At 67.2% G+C, this 17,161-nt stretch carries 16 protein-coding genes and 1 pseudogene; 15 read left to right on the forward strand and 2 right to left on the reverse strand.

All coding sequences use genetic code 11. The features are described from left to right. Positions 1-18 precede the first annotated feature (18 nt). The 9 genes from CEY09_RS27915 to CEY09_RS27955 all read left to right on the forward strand — a co-directional run bounded on the left by CEY09_RS27915 (position 19) and on the right by CEY09_RS27955 (position 8,076). Complete coding sequence (locus CEY09_RS27915) at positions 19-921, forward strand: branched-chain amino acid ABC transporter permease (RefSeq protein WP_088591089.1); 903 nt, start codon at positions 19-21, stop codon at positions 919-921. Further along, entirely contained in the window at positions 918-1,922 is a 1,005-nt protein-coding gene (locus CEY09_RS27920; RefSeq protein WP_006227154.1) for a branched-chain amino acid ABC transporter permease, read from the forward strand. Before CEY09_RS27915 ends, CEY09_RS27920 begins: the two co-directional genes overlap by 4 nt. After that, positions 1,919-2,683 carry an ABC transporter ATP-binding protein gene (locus CEY09_RS27925; protein ID WP_088591090.1) on the forward strand — a complete coding sequence of 255 codons (765 nt, stop codon included), beginning with the start codon at positions 1,919-1,921 and terminating at the stop codon, positions 2,681-2,683. The genes CEY09_RS27920 and CEY09_RS27925 overlap by 4 nt, the downstream gene beginning before the upstream one ends. Continuing rightward, positions 2,676-3,395: an ABC transporter ATP-binding protein gene (locus CEY09_RS27930; protein ID WP_088591091.1), complete on the forward strand. Its 720-nt coding sequence runs from the start codon at positions 2,676-2,678 to the stop codon at positions 3,393-3,395. The genes CEY09_RS27925 and CEY09_RS27930 overlap by 8 nt, the downstream gene beginning before the upstream one ends. A gap of 20 nt (positions 3,396-3,415) precedes the next feature. Continuing rightward, complete coding sequence (locus CEY09_RS27935; RefSeq protein ID WP_088591102.1) at positions 3,416-4,168, forward strand: SDR family NAD(P)-dependent oxidoreductase; 753 nt, start codon at positions 3,416-3,418, stop codon at positions 4,166-4,168. 9 nt (positions 4,169-4,177) lie between these two features. Next, positions 4,178-4,906 (forward strand): SDR family NAD(P)-dependent oxidoreductase, encoded by a 729-nt coding sequence (locus CEY09_RS27940; RefSeq protein ID WP_088591092.1) that lies wholly within the window; start codon positions 4,178-4,180, stop codon positions 4,904-4,906. Positions 4,907-4,911: 5 nt separating this feature from the next. Next, positions 4,912-6,618: an FAD-dependent oxidoreductase gene (locus CEY09_RS27945; protein ID WP_088591093.1), complete on the forward strand. Its 1,707-nt coding sequence runs from the start codon at positions 4,912-4,914 to the stop codon at positions 6,616-6,618. Between the two features lie 24 nt (positions 6,619-6,642). After that, a complete protein-coding gene (locus tag CEY09_RS27950; protein WP_088591094.1) occupies positions 6,643-7,242 on the forward strand; it encodes a glutathione S-transferase in 600 nt (199 codons plus the stop codon). A 243-nt stretch (positions 7,243-7,485) separates the two neighbouring features. After that, on the forward strand, positions 7,486-8,076 hold the full coding sequence (locus CEY09_RS27955) for a hypothetical protein (protein ID WP_088591095.1): 591 nt from the start codon (positions 7,486-7,488) through the stop codon (positions 8,074-8,076). 121 nt (positions 8,077-8,197) lie between these two features. Here the strand turns inward: CEY09_RS27955 and CEY09_RS27960 are convergent, their stop codons facing one another. Continuing rightward, complete coding sequence (locus tag CEY09_RS27960) at positions 8,198-9,535, reverse strand: DUF3100 domain-containing protein (protein WP_088591096.1); 1,338 nt, start codon at positions 9,533-9,535, stop codon at positions 8,198-8,200. A 256-nt stretch (positions 9,536-9,791) separates the two neighbouring features. Between CEY09_RS27960 and CEY09_RS27965 the strand changes: the two genes are divergently transcribed. From CEY09_RS27965 to CEY09_RS27980, 4 genes are all read left to right on the forward strand, one after another. Continuing rightward, positions 9,792-10,727, forward strand: a complete 936-nt coding sequence (locus tag CEY09_RS27965; protein WP_006227145.1) for a LysR family transcriptional regulator — start codon at positions 9,792-9,794, stop codon at positions 10,725-10,727. A gap of 74 nt (positions 10,728-10,801) precedes the next feature. Next, a complete protein-coding gene (locus tag CEY09_RS27970; protein ID WP_006227144.1) occupies positions 10,802-10,993 on the forward strand; it encodes a DUF2970 domain-containing protein in 192 nt (63 codons plus the stop codon). Between the two features lie 672 nt (positions 10,994-11,665). Beyond that, entirely contained in the window at positions 11,666-13,408 is a 1,743-nt protein-coding gene (locus CEY09_RS27975) for a nitrite/sulfite reductase (RefSeq protein ID WP_088591097.1), read from the forward strand. Next, the gene (locus CEY09_RS27980) at positions 13,401-13,946 is read left to right on the forward strand and encodes a DUF934 domain-containing protein (RefSeq protein WP_006227142.1); all 546 of its coding nucleotides are present in this window, start codon (positions 13,401-13,403) and stop codon (positions 13,944-13,946) included. The genes CEY09_RS27975 and CEY09_RS27980 overlap by 8 nt, the downstream gene beginning before the upstream one ends. Here CEY09_RS27980 and CEY09_RS27985 read toward each other — a convergent pair. Then, on the reverse strand, positions 13,894-14,700 hold the full coding sequence (locus CEY09_RS27985) for an IclR family transcriptional regulator (RefSeq protein WP_088591098.1): 807 nt from the start codon (positions 14,698-14,700) through the stop codon (positions 13,894-13,896). The genes CEY09_RS27980 and CEY09_RS27985 overlap by 53 nt on opposite strands. A gap of 102 nt (positions 14,701-14,802) precedes the next feature. Here CEY09_RS27985 and CEY09_RS27990 point away from each other — a divergent pair, with 102 nt between their 5' ends. After that, on the forward strand, positions 14,803-15,792 hold the full coding sequence (locus CEY09_RS27990; protein WP_088591099.1) for a Bug family tripartite tricarboxylate transporter substrate binding protein: 990 nt from the start codon (positions 14,803-14,805) through the stop codon (positions 15,790-15,792). Positions 15,793-15,809: 17 nt separating this feature from the next. After that, a pseudogene (locus CEY09_RS27995) lies at positions 15,810-17,045 on the forward strand (class I adenylate-forming enzyme family protein); the annotation flags it as partial. Between the last annotated feature and the right edge of the window lie 116 nt (positions 17,046-17,161).

A 17,161-nucleotide genomic window follows, 5' to 3' on the forward strand; every position in this document is an offset into this window, starting at 1 on the left:
GGGCCGCCGGAGAACATCATGAGCTTTGCCGATTTCTGGTTGTTCCTGCAGCAGGGGGTGCTGTCGGGACTGGTGACGGGCAGCGTGTACGCGCTGCTGGCCGTCGCCGTCGTCATCATCTTCAAGACAACAGACGTACCCAATTTCGCCCAGGGCGAGATTTTCATGGTGGGCGGCTACATCGCCCTGTTCCTGACACTGGTGATGGGCTGGCCCTACCTGGTGGTCATCCCCGTCACGCTGGCCGCAGTAGCCCTCGTGTCGGGCCTGTTCCAGCGTGTCGTGATGGAACGCGTCATCGCCTCCAAAGGCGTGGGCGTGCAGATGGTCATCGCCACGCTGGGGCTAGCCTATGCGCTGAAGGGCCTGGTGCGGCAAACGGGCCTGGGCGACACGCCGCGCTCGCTCCCGCCGCTGGCCCCGACCGACGCCATCATCATCGGCGACGCGGTGCTGACGCAACTGGACATCGTGATCTTCGCGGTGGCGGTGGGCGTCATGCTGCTGCTGTTCGCGATGTTCACGTACACCCGCGTCGGCCGCGCCATGCGTGCCGTCGGCATGAACCCCAAGGCCGCGCGGCTGACGGGCGTGAACCTGACCCGCATCCGCATGATGGTGTGGGCGCTGTCCGGCCTGATCTCGGCCGTGGCCGCGCTGCTGATCACCCCCAAGATCCTCATCACGCCGGACATCGGCCACATCGCCATCCTGGCCTACGCCGCCGCCATCGTGGGCGGCATCACCAGCCTGCCCGGCGCGGTGGTGGGCGGTTTCGTGATCGGCATGGCCGAGAACCTGGTGGGGCTGTTCATTTCGACCAATGCCATCGTGGTTGCCCCGTTCGTGGCCATCATGGTCGTGCTGCTGCTGCGTCCGCAAGGCCTCTTGGGCGGCAAACTGCAGGTGAAGAAAGTATGAGCAACAAGATCGATCGCACCTTGCTGGCGCTGATGGCCGTGACGCTGGCGGCCCTGCCCTTCCTGGCCAGCGGCTATGTCATCTATGTCGTCAACCTGCTGATGGTCTTCGTCGTGCTGGCGCTAGGCCTGCATCTGGTCATCGGCGAAACCGGGCAGTTCGCGCTGTCGCATGCCGCGTTCTATGGCGTGGGCATCTACACCGCGGGTCTCATCAACAACCTGTGGCATCCGCCGTTCTTCATCTCGATCATCGCGGGCGGGTTGCTGGCGGCCGCGCTCGGCTACCTGATCGGCGCGCTGGCGCTGCGCATGCGCGACATCTATCTGGCGTTGTCGACCTTCGCGTTCGGCGAGGCCATGCAGTGGGTGTTTCTAAACTGGCAGTCGGTCACCAACGGGTCGAACGGCTTCCGGATATCGCCGGCCACGCTGTTCGGCTACGAACTGGTTTCCGACCTGAAGGCCTATCCCTTTGTCGTGCTGATCGCCGCACTCTTGCTGTGGGCCACCATCGCATTGTCACGCTCGCAACTGGGATCGGCGTTTCGCGCGGTACGGGAAAGCGACGTGGCGGCCCAGGCGATGGGCGTGAACGTCAACGCCATCAAGCGCACCGCCTTCACGCTATCGGCCGCCTATGCAGGGATCGCCGGGGGCATGTACACCACATTCGCGTCGTTCATCCACCCGGAAAGCCTGGGTTTCCAGACCACCATCCTGATCCTCACGATGGTGGTGGTGGGCGGCATCGGCTCGGTACGCGGCGCCATCGCGGGCGCGCTGGCATTCGGATTGATCTCTGAACTGCTGCGCCAGGCGCTGTCGTTCCAGGAAATCATCTACGGCGTCATCCTGATGGGCTTCATGATGTTTGCCCCCAAGGGCCTGTTCGCCGGCCGCGACGCGCGCCGCCGTGCGCCGCCTCCGGCCGCCCCGCTACCCGCGGCCTCACGTTCCGACGCAGGCGCCGCCAAAGCCACGCAAAGGAGCGCGGCATGAGCCACCCACCCTATCTGGACGTCCAGGGCCTGACCGTGAAGTTCGGCGGCCTGACCGCCATCAACGGTCTGTCCATGCAAGTGGAGCGCGGCCGCATCCACGCGCTGATCGGCCCCAACGGCGCCGGCAAATCCACCACCTTCAATTGCATCTCGCGCTACTACCGCCCCAGCAGCGGCAGCATCCAATTCAATGGCACGGACATTACGAAGAAGAAGCCGCATGAAATGGCGGCGCTGGGTGTGGCCCGCACGTTCCAGAACCTGGAGCTGTTCGGCGCGCTGAGCGTGCGTGAGAACGCGCTGCTGGGTACCTATGCGCACGGCGCGGACCGCGCCGGAAAGCTGCTGCGCCCGGCGGCGGCCGAAGCGCGCGAGCGCGTCGAGCATCTGCTGGAACGTGTCGGTCTGGCCGATTTCCTGGACACACCGGCGTGCAGCCTGGACTTCGGCCGCCAGAAGATGCTGGAACTGGCGCGCGCGCTGGCGATTTCGCCCAAGCTGCTGCTGCTGGACGAGCCGGCGGCAGGCCTGCGCAACCGCGAGATCGAAACGCTGGACCGTCTGCTGACCGAGCTGTGCGAACGCGATGGCATCACCGTGCTGCTGGTGGAGCACGTCATGCAACTGGTGATGTCGATTTCGGACCGCATCACCGTCATGTCCTTCGGCGAGAAGATCGCCGAAGGCACGCCCGCGGAGGTGCGCAGCAACCCCCGGGTGATTGAAGCCTATCTGGGCAAAGGAGCCGCAGGTGGCTGACATCCTTCTTGAAGTCGATGCGGTCTCGGCCGCCTACGGCAATATTCGCGCATTGCAGGACGTATCGCTGAAAGTGCCGCAAGGCGCCATCGTCGCGCTGCTGGGCGCCAACGGCGCGGGCAAGTCCACCACGCTCAACGTGGTCTCGCGCCTGGTCGCACCCACGGCGGGCAGCGTGCGTTTCGCAGGCGAGGCCATCCACCGGCTACCGGCGGACGCCGTGGTGGGCCGGGGCATCGTGCAAGTGCCGGAGGGCCGCGAAATATTCCGCGACATGAGCGTGCGCGAAAACCTGGAAATGGGCGCCTACCTGCGCCGCGACCGTGCGGCGGTGAAGCAGGACCTGGACATGGTGTGCGACACCTTCCCGCGCCTGCGCGAGCGTTTCGAACAAAAGGCCGCCACGCTATCCGGCGGCGAACAGCAGATGCTGGCGACGGGCCGCGCAATGATGGCGCGGCCACGCATGATCCTGCTGGACGAGCCGTCGATGGGGCTGTCGCCGCTGGTGGTCGAACAGATCTTCGACATCGTGCTGCGGCTGAACCGCGAACAAGGCATCACCATCCTGCTGGTGGAACAGAACGTGAAGCTGGCGCTATCGGTCTCCAGCTACGCCTACATCCTTGAGAACGGCGAAATCGCGCTGGAGGGCGAATCCGCCATGCTTGCCAGCGACGAAGGCGTGCAGCGCGCCTATCTGGGCGCATGACGCGCCGCGAAGGACAGACCATGACATCCATCAAACACAAGCGGGTCCTCGTCACCGGCGCCGGGCGCGGCCTGGGCGCCACCATCGCGCACGGCTTCGCCGGCCAAGGCGCGACGGTCATCGTGGCCGACATCGACGCCGCGCTGGCCGCCGGCACGGCGCAGGCCATCCGCGACGCGGGCGGCCACGCGGTCGACGCCCGCCTGGACGTGACGGACGCTGGCGCCGTGCGCGCTTTCGCGGCGCACTGCGCGGCGCGCCACGGCAACCTGGATATTCTGATCAACAACGCGGGCATCTCGGCGCGCGCGCCGTTCGACGACCCGCAGACGCCCGCCATCTGGGACCGCGTCATGCAGGTCAATCTGCAAGGCACGTTCAACGTCACGCACGCCTTTGTCGAACAGCTCAAAGCCACGCGCGGCGCCATCGTCAACCTGTGCTCCATCGTGGCGTACGGCTGCGGCATTTCAACGGCTGGCTACGTCGTGTCCAAGGGCGGCGTGCGCTCGTTCACGGAAGTGCTGGCGCGCGATCTCGGCCCGCATGGCGTGCGCGTGAATGCGGTGGCGCCGGGCTTGATGGAGACCGACATGACGGCGGGCCAGCGCGCACAAGCCAACGGCACCGACTGGTACATGGGACGCGCCCCGCTGGCGCGCGCCGGCCGCGCGGACGAAATCGTCGGGCCCGTCCTGTTCCTGGCCTCGGACATGGCCAGCTATGTGAACGGCGTGGTGCTGCCCGTGGACGGCGGCTACCTGGCCGTATAAGGAGACACCATGAATCTGGGTACGGCACTAGTCACCGGCGGGGCAAGCGGAATGGGCCTGGCCATCGTCGAGCGCCTGGCGCGCGATGGCTTCAGCGTCGTGATGGCGGACCGCAACGGCGCGCTGGCGGAACAGGAATCCCAGGCGCTGCGCGCACGCGGGCTGCCGGTGGCGCACTGCGTCGTCGATCTGACGGATGAGGCGGCCACGCGGGCAATGGTGTCCTCGCTGCCGCCGCTGGCCGCGCTGGTCAACAACGCCGGCCTGTTCGACGAACGCAAGTTCTTCGACGTCGGCTCGGACGACTACCGCCGCGCGTTCGACGTCAACCTGCTGGCGGTAGCCACACTGACGCAAGAAGCCGCACGCACCATGGCGGCGGGCGCCAAGATCGTCAACATCGCGTCGCGCGCCTATCTGGGCGCGAAGAACCATCCGCACTACGTGGCCTCGAAGGCGGCGCTGGTGGGTTATACGCGCGCCGCCGCCATGGAGCTGGCGTCGCGCGGAATTCTGGTCAACGCCATCGCCCCCGGCCTGATCGACACGCCGCTCTTGCGCAACCTGACGCCTGATCGCCTTGCCGCGCAACTGGCCTTGCAGCCCACCGGCCGCGCGGGCCAGCCGCAAGACATCGCCAATGCCGTGTCCTTCCTGGCCGCGCCGCACATGGATTTCATCACCGGCCAGGTCCTCTTCGTGGACGGCGGCAAATCGCTGGGCGGGTCGGGAGCATAAGCAGTATGGACAGCATCAAGTGGGACAAGGAAGTGGATGCGTTGGTGGTCGGTTCCGGCGCGGGCGGCATGGCGGCGGCGCTGACGGCGCATGAGGAAGGGCTGGACGTGCTGCTGGTCGAGAAGACCGGCCGCATCGGCGGCTCGACGGCGATTTCCGGCGGCGCGCTGTGGATACCGCTGAATGCGCAGACGGACAGCGCCGGGCACCCCGACAGCTTCGACAAGGTCTGGACGTATCTGGAACAGACCGTTGGCGCCGCGGCGTCAGACGAGATGAAGCGCGCCTATCTGGAGGCCGGTCCGCGCATGATGGATTACCTCGTGTCGCGCGGCATCCTGGACGTGGCCGCGCGCACCGCATCGCCCGACTATTACCCTGACCGGCCGGGCGCGGCGATGGGTGGCCGATCGCTGGACCCGGTGGAGTTCGACGGCAGAAAGCTTGGCCGCCACTTCCGCACGCTGCGCGATCCGTTGAAGGAATTCACGGTGCTGGGCGGCATGATGGTCAACATCACCGACGTGCGTCATCTGCTGCGCGCCACGCGCGCGTTTGGCGCCTGGCGCCACAGCATGAAGCTGGTGCTGCGCTTTGCAGCGGACCGCTTGCGAGGCTATCACCGGGGAACCCGGCTGCTGCTGGGCAACGCGCTGGCCGCGCAGCTGTTCCATGGCTTGCTGACGCGCGGCGTCGCCTATTGGCTGAACGCGCCCGTGCAGGCCCTGCACCGCGATGCCGCCGGCCGCGTGCTGGGCGCCTCGGTCGTACAGGGCGGCAAGACCGTGAACATCCGGGCGCGTCGCGGCGTGGTCATGGCGACCGGCGGCTTCCCGTGGGACCTCGAGCGCCGCGCCCGCACCTATCCGCAGCCCACCGGCGACTGGTCCATGGCGCCGCGCGACAACACCGGCGACGGCATCCGCTTGTCGGAACAGGCAGGCGCCGCCCTGGGCACGGACTACGCCAGCCCCGCGTTCTGGGCGCCGGTCTCCCTGCTGGAAACGGGCGACGGCCAGCGCCTGCATTACCCGCACCTGGTGTGGGACCGCGCCAAGCCCGGCCTGATCGCCGTGAACGGCGCGGGCGAGCGCTTCGTGAACGAATCCACGTCGTATCACGAGTTCGTGCAGGGCATGTACCGCAGCAACAAGACCGTGACCACCATCCCCGCGTTCCTGATCTGTGACCAACGCTTCATCGACACCTGGGGCCTGGGCCTGGCGCTGCCGGGCGGCCGCCCCCGCCAACACCTGATCGACGCCGGCTATCTGATCCAGGCGCCCACGTTGGCGGCGCTGGCCGCCAAGATCGGCGCGCCGGCCAGCGCGCTGGCGGCCACCGTCGCGCGCTACAACACTTACGCCGCCCAAGGCCAGGATCCGGATTTCGGCAAAGGCGGCACCGCCTACAACCGCTATCTGGGCGATCCGGAGCACCAACCCAACCCCTGCCTGGCCCCGCTTGCCGACGGCCCCTGCTACGCGGTCAAGGTTTACCCCGGCGACATCGGCACCGCCTGCGGCATCGCGGCGAACGCCAACGCCCAGGCCGTGGACACCGCGGGCGCGCCCATCCCCGGCCTGTACGTTGCCGGCAACGATATGCAGTCCGTGATGGGCGGCGCCTACCCGGCGCCCGGCATTACGCTGGGCCCGGCCCTGACCTTCGGCTGGGTGGCTGGACAACACCTGGCCCATGCACAACACTGACGCCTCTTACCGACAAGGACCCCCATGAAGATCTTCCACTCGCCCGCTTCGCCATTCGTCCGCAAATGCATGGTCGTCGCGCATGAGCTCGGCCTGGCCGACCGCATCGAAAAGCTGCCCAGCGCCGCCGGCCCCGTCGCCCGCGACCAGACCATCATCCCCAGCAACCCGCTGGGCCAGGTGCCCACCTTCATTGCCGACGATGGCCAGTCGATCTTCGACAGCCGCGTGGTGTGCGAATACCTGAACGATCTGGGAGGCGGCGCGCTGTTCCCGACCGACGGCACGCGCTGGCAGGTGCTGACCCAGCAATCGATGGCCGACGGCATGATGGGCGCCGCCTTGCTGGCCCGCTATGAAACCGCGCTGCGCCCGGAGGCGCTGCGCTGGGACGGCTGGGTCGATGGCCAGCTGGGCAAGGTCCGCGACGGTCTTGCGCTGGTTGAAAAGCATGCCGCATCGCTGGAAGGCCGCCTGGACATCGGCGTCATCACCATCGGCTGCGCGCTGGGTTACCTGGACTTCCGCTTTCCCGACCTGAACTGGCGCGACGGACACCCCGCCACCGCCGCCTGGTACGAAGCGTTCAGCCAACGCCCCTCCATGCAGGCCACCAAGCCCTGAGCGTTTTTGGGGCAGGCGGTGCGGCCGGGAAACCCCGCCGGAGTCCCGTCCCGCCGCCCGCCTGGTACGGCGCCGCCCCACGGGCGCCGCCGCTCGGCCCCTGGCTTCGGCCAGGGGCCTTTTTTTGCTTGGGGCGGCCCCAGGTAAAAAGCCCGCTCGGGGGCAGCACGCTTTCCTGTTACAGTGAACTTGTCACCCGCTGGCCAGACCAACCTTCTGGCCCACCACGACAAGGAGCCCCGCATGAACGTTGCTGCGATCTCCGCTGTTCCCCGCGTCGCCGCGCCCTACTCGGCGCGCATCCCGATGCTGGACGACACCCGCCCCACCTGGGAAGCCGACCGCCTGGCCCAAAACGCCGCCGCCCGCCAGGCGCAGCGCGCGGCGCAAACCACGACAGCCTGGGAAGCCCAGCGCGTCGCCCGCCTGCGTGACGCGGATCCTCCCTCTGCCTTTGGCGTATTCGCCCGGAACGCGCATGCCGGCGCCGATGCGCCACACGTGCCGCCTGCAGCGCCGCAGGTCAATCTGGATGCGCTGCGCGATCAGTACGCCGACTTCCGCATGCGCCGCGCCGTCGACGACTTCACGGCGCAACCAGATCCGCTGGCGCAGCGCGCCGGCAGCGCCAATGATCTGGGCACCATCGAAGGACTGACGCCGCTGCAGCCCTACCGGGTTGCGATGGGCAATCCGCAAGTCCAGGAATGGCAGGCCGCCGTAGCCGTGAAGGCGGCTGGCGTCGGCGTGCCCGCCGTGGCCAACATCGGCGCCACCGAAAACGTCACCGACAACGCGCGCTACCGTCCCGGCGTGGCACCCGACGCGCGCTGAGCGCCTTTTGCGGCCGCTTCGGCAGGTCATCCCGGTGGCCACGCCATGACGCCCGCCGCAAAAGAAAAAGCCGCCTGTCACCAGGCGGCTTTTTCGTTGACCGGTGGTCAGGCGCGATGGATCAGTGGAAGAATTCCGCGATCATCGTGGCGCCCAGGAAGGTGCCGGCGTTGGCGGCCAGGGACACCACCACGATCTTCCAGCCCAGCTTGCGGAAAGCGGGCAGGTCCTTGAGGATCGACAGGCCGGCCATGGCCAGAATCACGGTCGTGAACGGCAGGAAGTTCACCTTGCCGACGGCGGCGATGATCTGGTCCGAGTACGGCAGCACGCCGGGGCAGCCCGCGGTCATGGCGATCAGCGACAGCACGGCCACGGCGGGCAGCTTGGGCAGCACGCGCAGGATCAGGTCGGTCAGCACGACCAGCAGGATGATGATGCCCATGCCCGGCAGCGCGTCCAAGAACGGCACGTTATAGCCCAGGCGGTTGCCCACCAGTGCGAACAGGCCGCAGACCAGATAGGCGGTCAGGCGATCGCCAAAGCCCATCTTGGCGCCATGCGCCGGCACGTCTTCCGACACGCTCTCCTCGACAACGGCTTCGGACGCCTTGCTGCGCGAGAAGCGGCCCAGCACGGGTTCCAGCTTGCCGTACAGGAAGATGGTCGTGGGCAGCGAGATGAACAGCGTGAAGTACACGCCGACCACCGTCGTCAGCAGGTTGGCAGCGGCGGCCAGGGCGGCCACCTGGTGCGCCATTTCCGGCGTCTGCTGGGACGCGATGGCGCCCACGCCGGCAGCCATCATGCTGCCCGAGCCCACGCCGGCGCCCATGGCGAGCGAACGCGGATCAAAGATGTTCAGGCTGGTGATGAAGCCGGCCATCAGCGCCACGAACAGCGCGCCGATCACGGTGCCCGTGATGTACTCGGCCATCACGCCGCGGCCTTCCGGCGAATTCATGCCGTAGCGCTCGCCGATGATGGCCAGGCTGGGCTCGCGGCCCACCGAGAAGGTGGCGCCGATGGCTTCACGCTTGATGCCCAGCAGCAGCGCCAGCGGCAGGCCGATGGCCATGGTGCCGAAGAAGTGGCCGAATTCCTGGAACACCAGAGCCCAGCCGGCTTCGCGCACCTGCGGCAGCGATCCGCCCACCATCAGGCCCAGCTTGGCCAGGAACGGCAGCAGCGCGTACTGCAGATAGCCGCTGATGCGGGTCTGCATGGCCTTGTCGATGCCCGAACCCGCCGGCAGGCGTTGGCCGAAAGCGGCCACGACCGCGCCGATGAAGATGGCCCAGAGCATCGGTTGCAGAACGATCTTGCCCGGGCCTACCGCGAACGTGACACTGCCGATCGCTTCGGAAATGACGACCACCAGCAAAATGGCGGCCAGCATGCGAATGCGGGCGGATAGCGGCATGGAAGGCGCGGCCAGACTGACGCTGGCGTGAGACATCGAATTCCCCTGATGAACGTGAATAAGTTTTCGTAGCGCCACGGCGACGCATTGCGGCGGCGGCGCGGGCAGCAGGCGGGATTTTCGCCCGGGGGCCTCGCGGGCAACCATGACACCACTTGCGCATTAGCGTTGCGTAAAATGCAACGCACAGCCTTTTCCTGGGAAAATTTTGCAAGGTATCCCGCATTTTACGGGTAAACCCTAGGTTGGCACTGTGGATCTCCCGCCGCACTCCGCATTGAAGAGCCCCGCCATGGACGAAAAACTCGACGCCCGCCGCACCCACTATTTCATGCAGGTCATGAGCCGCGGCTCGGTGCGCGGCGCCGCCGAAGTGCTGGACATGGACCCCTCCGCCGTCAGCCGCGCCATCGCCGCGCTGGAGCGCGACTGCGGCATGGCCCTGTTCGAACGCCGCGGGCGCGGGGTGGTGCCCACGGACGCGGGCCATATCCTGGCCCGCTATGTGAAACGCCAGCAGAACATCCAGGAGAGCTTCTTTTCCGAGATCGACAGCCTGCGCAAGGCCGAACGCGGCCATATCGACCTGGTGCTGGGCGAAGGCTTCGTCGAACTGATGTTCGACCGCGTGCTGCCCGGCTACTGGCGCAGCCACCCCGAGGTCACGCTGGACATCGACGTGGCCCGCACCTCCGAGATCGTGCAGCGCATCGTGGACGACCGCGCCTATATAGGATTGGTGTTCCAGCCGCCCAACGACGCCCGCCTGCGCACCCACTATTCGCGCCCAGAGCCCATCCGCGCCATCGTCCGACAGGATCACCCCCTGACCCGGCTGGACCGCCCCCTGCTGCTGACCGACCTGGCGGACTATCCGGGCGCGTCCATGCAGGAAGGCTTTGGCGTGCGCCAGCACATCCAGGCGGCCGAGATCAGCGAACAAGTGCGGCTGCGCAATGTGCTGACGACCTCTTCCTTCAAGGCGTTGTGGCAGTTCGCCGCGGCCGGCATCGGCTACGCGCTGACGCCGCCCATTGCCGTCACGGCCGACATGCGGGCGCAACGGCTGGCCAGCCTGCCGCTGGCCAATCCCATCCTGAACCAGGGCAGCCTGCACGTGCTGAGCCGCGCGGGCCGCCACATCTCGCCCGCTGCGCGGGAGCTGCTGGACCACATCGTGCGCGGCATCGGCGCCCCCGGGGCGCCCGCATCTGATATGGTCGGTTGACGCGAATCTGCCTCTGTTTGGCGCGGACGGCACGGCCTACAGTGCCGTATCCCCTCATCCGCCAGGAGGCGCATATGCTTAGTTTCCTGCGCACGGTCCGCTCCGTGCTCTGGGGTTTTTTCGGCGTGCGCCGCGGCCGCGGCTACCAGGCCGACATCGCCCACAACAAACCCGGCCCCCTGATCGCCACCGGCCTGCTCCTGGCCGCCTGCCTGGTGATCATCCTGGTCTTCATCGCACGCTGGGCAGTGAACGCGGCGCTGTAACGCCAACCGCGATTCACGCGACCACCCACGACCGGCAACATACGTTCTGCGCGCTGGTGGTCTGCGCCCTGGTGCTCTGCGTGCCCGTGTTCTGCGTGCGTGTTCTGCGTGCCCGTGCTCTACGCCCCGGTGTTCTGCGCCCCCGGCTAGGACGTAGGATGGGTGGAGCGCGAGAATTCTTTAAGCAAGAACATTGCCGCCCAGCGCGCGCAACCCATCAAGCGGCGGTTGCGTTGTAGCTGAAGCCGCCAAGATATCACCGCTGCTTGATGGGTTACGCGCGCTGCAGGCCTTCTTTCTAATAGAGCCCTCCTCGCGCTCCACCCATCCTACGTCCCCTGCTGAGCTTATGCAGTGCGCGCAGCGCGAGGCCTCCTTCCCCCGCCGGGCCGCCCCAAGGGGGAAGGACGCCCCCTCGGGGGGCAGCAAGCACGCGTAGCGTGTGCAGCGTGGGGGGCCTCCTTCCCCGCCGGGCCGCCCCTAGGGGGAAGGACGCCCCCTCGGGGGGCAGCAAGCGTGCGAAGCACGCGCAGCGTGGGGGCCTTATTTCCTTATTACCAGAATGACTTAGACGCTGATATCTGCTGCCTGTTACGGTTATGAATCCCCTTTTTCCGCCGCCCTGCGCCGGACGCTGGGACTCAGACCGAGAAGACTTCAAGGGCAGTAGACATGTACGTGTATGACCCCGTCGACCAGCAGCTTGTCGAGCAGCGTGTGGCGCAATTCGCCGACCAGACGCGCCGCTTCCTCGACGGCCAGCTCACCGAAGATGAATTCCGCGTTCTGCGCCTGCAGAACGGCCTGTACATCCAACGCCACGCGCCCATGCTGCGCGTCGCCATTCCGTACGGCATGCTGGCGTCGCGCCAGCTGCGCACCCTGGCGCATATCGCGCGCAAGTGGGATCGCGGCTATGGCCACTTCAGCACCCGCCAGAACATCCAGTTCAATTGGCCGAAACTGGAAGACGTGCCGGACATCCTGGCGGAACTTGCCACCGTCCAGATGCACGCCATCCAGACCAGCGGCAACTGCATCCGCAACACCACAACCGACCATTTCGCCGGCGTCGCGCCGGACGAACTCGTGGACCCGCTCGTCTGGTGCGAGATCATCCGCCAGTGGTCCACGCTGCACCCGGAATTCGCCTTCCTCCCGCGCAAGTTCAAGATCGCCGTCAGCGGCGCCGTGCAGGACCGCGCCGCAGTCGGCGTGCACGACATCGGCCTGCAAGCCGTTGAACGCGACGGCAAGCTGGGCTTTCGCGTCTGGGTGGGCGGCGGCATGGGCCGCACGCCCATCGTCGGCAAACTGATCAACCCGTTCGTGGAATGGCAGGATCTGCTGACCTACATGCAGGCCGCGCTGCGGGTCTACAACCTGCACGGCCGCCGCGACAACAAGTACAAGGCCCGCATCAAGATCCTGGTCAAGGATCTGACGCCGGAGGTCTACGCGCAGCAGGTCGATGAACAGTGGCAGCTGATCAAGGGCGGCCCCGACACCATCACCCAGGAATTCGTCGACAGCATCAAGGCGCGCTTCGTCTGGCCGCAGTACGACACGGCCGCCGCCGACGAACCCGACAACACCGATGCGCTGGCTGCGGGCGACAAGCGCTTTGCGCGCTGGCTGCGCACCAACGTGCACGCGCACAAGGTCGCCGGCTACGCCGCCGTCAGCGTATCGCTCAAGCCCACCGGCGTGCCGCCGGGCGACATCACGGCCGACCAGATGGACGCCGTGGCCGACCTGGCCGACGCCTATGGCTTCGGCGAACTGCGCGTCTCCCACGAGCAGAACCTGATACTGGCCGACGTGCGCCGTTCGCGGCTGCACGAACTCTGGCAGAAGCTGGAAGCGCTGAACCTGGCCACGCCCAACATCGGCCTATTGACCAACATCATCGCCTGTCCCGGCGGAGACTTCTGCGCGCTGGCCAACGCGGTCTCCATCCCCGTCGCCGAAGCCATCCAGCGCCAGTTCGACGACCTGGACTACCTGTTCGAGATCGGCGAGCTGGACCTGAACATCTCGGGCTGCATCAATTCCTGTGGCCACCATCACGTGGGTCACATCGGCATCCTGGGCGTCGATAAGGCCGGTGAAGAGTGGTATCAGGTCACGCTGGGCGGCCGCCAGAACGGCGGCGCCAAGCCCCTGCCCGACCTGGAATCCACGCGCGGCGGCGGTGCCGCCGTCGGCCGCATCATCGGGCCGTCGTTCGCCCGCGACCAGGTGCCCGGTGTCGTCGACCGCCTGATCCGCACCTACCTGGGATTGCGCGACAGCGAAATCGAACGCTTCATCGACGTGGTGGACCGCGTCGGCATCGACCCCTTCAAGCAGGACGTGTACGCCGATCCCGCCTTCGCCAAACCCGCACAAAGCGCCGAGCCCGCCCATGCCTGACCTGTACGCCCACGACGCCCCCGGCCCGCACCTGATCCGCGACGGACGCCTGCAAGCCGACACGGCGCGCCCCTTCGTCCCCGAACCCGAAGTGGCCGCCGAAGGCCAGGTACCCAGCGACGAACCTGGCTGGATCGTGCCGCTGTCCGTCTGGAAAACTTCGCGCGCGACCTTGCGCCGCCATCGGCACCCCGTTGCCGTGCAGTTGGAGCCCGACGCCGACCTGCGCGAGCTGGCCGAGGCCGACGGCACGCTGGACCCGGCCGGCATCGCATTCATCGCGGTGGACTTTCCGAACTACACCGACGGCCGCGGCTATTCGCTGGCGCAGCTGCTGCGCACGCAGTACCAATGGACGGGCGAGTTGCGCGCGGTCGGCGACGTGATGATCGACACCATCCACTACCAGGCGCGCGTCGGTTTCAACAGTTTCCTGGTCAAGCCGGGGCACGACCCGCACAAGGCCCTGGACGCCTTCAAGACCTTTACCGTGCACTACCAGAAGACGTACCGGGCGCCGCCGCCGGCAGCCGCCTGACCTCGTCCTGCGCCAGCTGGCCGCGGATCAGTTCCGCGATGCTGCGCTGGCGCGGCGCCTGCATGCGGTCGATCAGGCTCGACACGCTGACCGCCAGGCGCGGATAGCCGCCCGCGTCGCACAAGGCCACGCCGACCCCCAACACGCCCGGCACCGCGGCATTGCCCACCACCGACCAGCCCCGATCCCGCGTGTTCTCCACCAGGCGGCGCATCTGCACGCCCGTCATACCGCCGTAGGCGCGCAGCACCTGTTCGTTCTGCGCCACCACTTCGTCGGCCTCTGCCGGCGGCAAGGCCGCCAGCAGCGCCAGACCTGCCGCCCCCACGCCCAAGGGTTGACGATGCCCCACCGTCACCGCCAGCACCTGCACCGGGTAGTTGCCCACTTCGCGGTGCAGGCATAGCGAATCGTTCGCGGCCCGGCAGATGAGAAACGCGGAGTCGCCCGTCACGTCGCTGATCTGGCGCAGCACCGGGCGCAGGCCGCGCACCGCCTGCGCGTGCGGATCGCCCGCCATCATCACCCCCAGTTCCGCGATGCGCCAGCGCGGCGCCTCGGACTCGCGCAGCGCATAGCCCTCTTCCACCAGCACGTCCAGATAGCGATAGGCGGTGGACCGCTGCATGCCGGCTGCGCGCGCGATGTCCACCACATGCATGCCCGCCGCTCCGGCCTGGCGCAACACCCCCAGCACGCGCAGCCCGCGACGCAGCACGACAGGCCCTGCGGTTTCGGATTCCGGTTTGTTCATATTTTGGACAGCTTGCGTTGATGACGGCCCTATCAAAGCCCAATATGAAATCGGGCAGACAAAGATCTGTCCAAATATTAGACAAACAGGACGGAGACAACCATGAAGACACTTACCAGGCGCCTGGCCGCCTTGGCGGCCGCCCTGGGCGGCGCGCTCATCGCCAGCCCCGCTGCCCTTGCGGCGAAGCCGTATCCCGAGCGGCCCGTCACCCTTGTCGTCGGCTATGCCGCCGGCGGCGCCACCGACATCGTCGCGCGCCTGATGGCCAAGTCGCTGTCGGAAGCGCTGGGCCAGACCTTCGTGGTGGAAAACAAGACGGGCGCCAACAGCAACATCGGCGCGGAAATCGTGTCGCGCGCAGCCCCCGACGGCTACACGCTGTACATGGGCTCCATCGCCAACACGATCAACCGCACGCTGTATAGCCAGCTTAACTACGACTTCATCAAGGACTTCAAGCCCGTCGGCCTGGTGGCGACCATCCCCAACATCCTGGTCGTTAACCCCAAGGTGCCGGTCAAGACGGTGCAGGAATACATTGCCTACGCCAAGCAGCATCCCGGCAAGCTGACCTGCGCGTCCTCCGGCAGCGGCTCGTCCATCCATCTGTCGTGCGAACTGTTCAAGATGGAAACGGGCACCGACATCCTGCACGTGCCGTACCGGGGCAGCGGCCCCGCCGTGGCCGACCTGCTGGGCGGCCAGGTGGATTCCATGTTCGACAACCTGCCGTCGTCACTGCCCCACGTGCAGGCCGGCAAGCTGCGCGCCATCGGCGTCACCTCGCCCCAGCGCCTGCCGTCCACGCCGGGCGTGCCCACGCTGGCCGAATCCGGGCTGCCCGGCTTCGACGTGGAATCGTGGTTCGGCCTGGTGGCGCCCGCGGGCACGCCCGCGCCCGTCATCGCGCGCCTGAACGAAGCGCTGAACCAGGCGCTGGCCAGCCCGGCGTTGCAGGCGTCCTACCAGCAGTCCGGCTTCTATGCGCCCGCCACGCCGAATACGCCCGAGACCTTCGCCAAGAAGATCGACAGTGAAATCGGCAAATGGGGCGCCGTCGTCAAACGCGCCGACATCAAGGCCAACTAGGTTTCAAGGAGCACAGGGTGTACCCGATCGATTTCTTTTTCCGCGCCGCGGAGCAGTATCCCGAACGCGTGGCGCTGGACGGCCCGGAAGGCGCCGTCACCTATGCGCAGCTGGCAGCCGACACGCGGGCGTTGGCGGCCGCGCTGCAAGGGCTGGACCCCGACCCGCAGACCCGGGTAGCCATCTGCGCCGGCAACTCGGCGCGGCACATCCTGGCGCTGCTGGCCGTGTTGGCCAGCGGCAAAGTCTGGGTGCCGCTCAATTACCGCAGCACCGCGCGCGAGATCGGGCGCATCCTGGACGCCACCGAACCGTCCATCGTCATCGTCGACGCCGCCGGGGATCCCTTGGCGCCGCCCTCGGACAGCGCGCGCATCCATCTTGAGGACGGTCAGGAAGGCGACCGGGAAAACGGATTGCGCCTGCACGCCCTGCTGCAGCAATACGCCGGATGCGAGCCGGTGCGCCACGCGCTGTCGCGCGACGCCACGCAAGCCATCAAGTTCACTGGCGGCACCACCGGCCTGCCCAAGGGCGTGATGCAGCCGTACCGCGCCTGGAACGCGGGCATCATCAACCAGATCGCCAGCTGGGCGCTGACCTGCGACGACCGATACGTGGTGTCCGCCCCCATTACACACGGCACGGGCACATACCTGTTGCCCGTGTTGGCCTGCGGCGGCGCGCACCTGCTGCTGGACGCCGTCACCCCCGCCACCATCACGGCGGCATTCCGCGAACGCGGCGGCACGCTGAGCTTCATGCCGCCCACGCTGATCTACATGATCATGGCGCAGGAAGGCGTCTCGCGCGCAGACTTCCCCAAGCTGCGCAACCTGATCTATGGCGGCGCGCCGATGCCGCCCGAAAAGATCGACCGCGCGCGCGACTTCTTCGGCTCCGTGCTGGGCACCACCTACGGGCAGACCGAGGCGCCGCAGATCGCCACCGTGCTGCGGCCCGCCGACCTGGACGCGCCGCAGAACCGCGCCTCGGTCGGGCGCGCAACGTGGCTGTCCGACGTGGCCATCATGGGCCCGGATGGCGCGCTCTTGCCGCGCGGGGAAATCGGGGAAGTCGTGGTGCAGGGTGACCTGACGATGACCGGCTACTGGCGCCTGCCTGAGAAGACCGCCGAAACGCTTGTCGACGGCTGGCTCCATACGGGCGACACCGGCCTGATCGATGCGCGCGGCTACCTGTTCCTGAAGGATCGGCTGCGCGACGTCATCATCACCGGCGGCTTCAATGTCTGACGATTTTTGCTGGATCTCGGTGGCGCTCAGTAGCGCTTGGTGGATAGGTTGGCCCATTTGAAATCAATGGGTTGCGTAAAAAATACGGTCTGCTGAGCGTTCCTATTGTTCAT

This window comes from Achromobacter marplatensis (genome assembly GCF_002209535.1).
GTDB classification, from domain to species: domain Bacteria; phylum Pseudomonadota; class Gammaproteobacteria; order Burkholderiales; family Burkholderiaceae_B; genus Achromobacter; species Achromobacter marplatensis.

Bases quoted from the DNA above. Each gene is read 5' to 3' on its own strand.
- CEY09_RS27915 (WP_088591089.1), top strand. From the start codon at position 19: ATGAGCTTTGCCGATTTCTGGTTGTTCCTGCAGCAGGGGGTGCTGTCG.
- CEY09_RS27920 (WP_006227154.1), top strand. From the start codon at position 918: ATGAGCAACAAGATCGATCGCACCTTGCTGGCGCTGATGGCCGTGACG.
- CEY09_RS27925 (WP_088591090.1), top strand. From the start codon at position 1,919: ATGAGCCACCCACCCTATCTGGACGTCCAGGGCCTGACCGTGAAGTTC.
- CEY09_RS27935 (WP_088591102.1), top strand. From the start codon at position 3,416: ATGACATCCATCAAACACAAGCGGGTCCTCGTCACCGGCGCCGGGCGC.
- CEY09_RS27940 (WP_088591092.1), top strand. From the start codon at position 4,178: ATGAATCTGGGTACGGCACTAGTCACCGGCGGGGCAAGCGGAATGGGC.
- CEY09_RS27945 (WP_088591093.1), top strand. From the start codon at position 4,912: ATGGACAGCATCAAGTGGGACAAGGAAGTGGATGCGTTGGTGGTCGGT.
- CEY09_RS27950 (WP_088591094.1), top strand. From the start codon at position 6,643: ATGAAGATCTTCCACTCGCCCGCTTCGCCATTCGTCCGCAAATGCATG.
- CEY09_RS27955 (WP_088591095.1), top strand. From the start codon at position 7,486: ATGAACGTTGCTGCGATCTCCGCTGTTCCCCGCGTCGCCGCGCCCTAC.
- CEY09_RS27960 (WP_088591096.1), bottom strand. From the start codon at position 9,535: ATGTCTCACGCCAGCGTCAGTCTGGCCGCGCCTTCCATGCCGCTATCC.
- CEY09_RS27965 (WP_006227145.1), top strand. From the start codon at position 9,792: ATGGACGAAAAACTCGACGCCCGCCGCACCCACTATTTCATGCAGGTC.
- CEY09_RS27970 (WP_006227144.1), top strand. From the start codon at position 10,802: ATGCTTAGTTTCCTGCGCACGGTCCGCTCCGTGCTCTGGGGTTTTTTC.
- CEY09_RS27975 (WP_088591097.1), top strand. From the start codon at position 11,666: ATGTACGTGTATGACCCCGTCGACCAGCAGCTTGTCGAGCAGCGTGTG.
- CEY09_RS27980 (WP_006227142.1), top strand. From the start codon at position 13,401: ATGCCTGACCTGTACGCCCACGACGCCCCCGGCCCGCACCTGATCCGC.
- CEY09_RS27985 (WP_088591098.1), bottom strand. From the start codon at position 14,700: ATGAACAAACCGGAATCCGAAACCGCAGGGCCTGTCGTGCTGCGTCGC.
- CEY09_RS27990 (WP_088591099.1), top strand. From the start codon at position 14,803: ATGAAGACACTTACCAGGCGCCTGGCCGCCTTGGCGGCCGCCCTGGGC.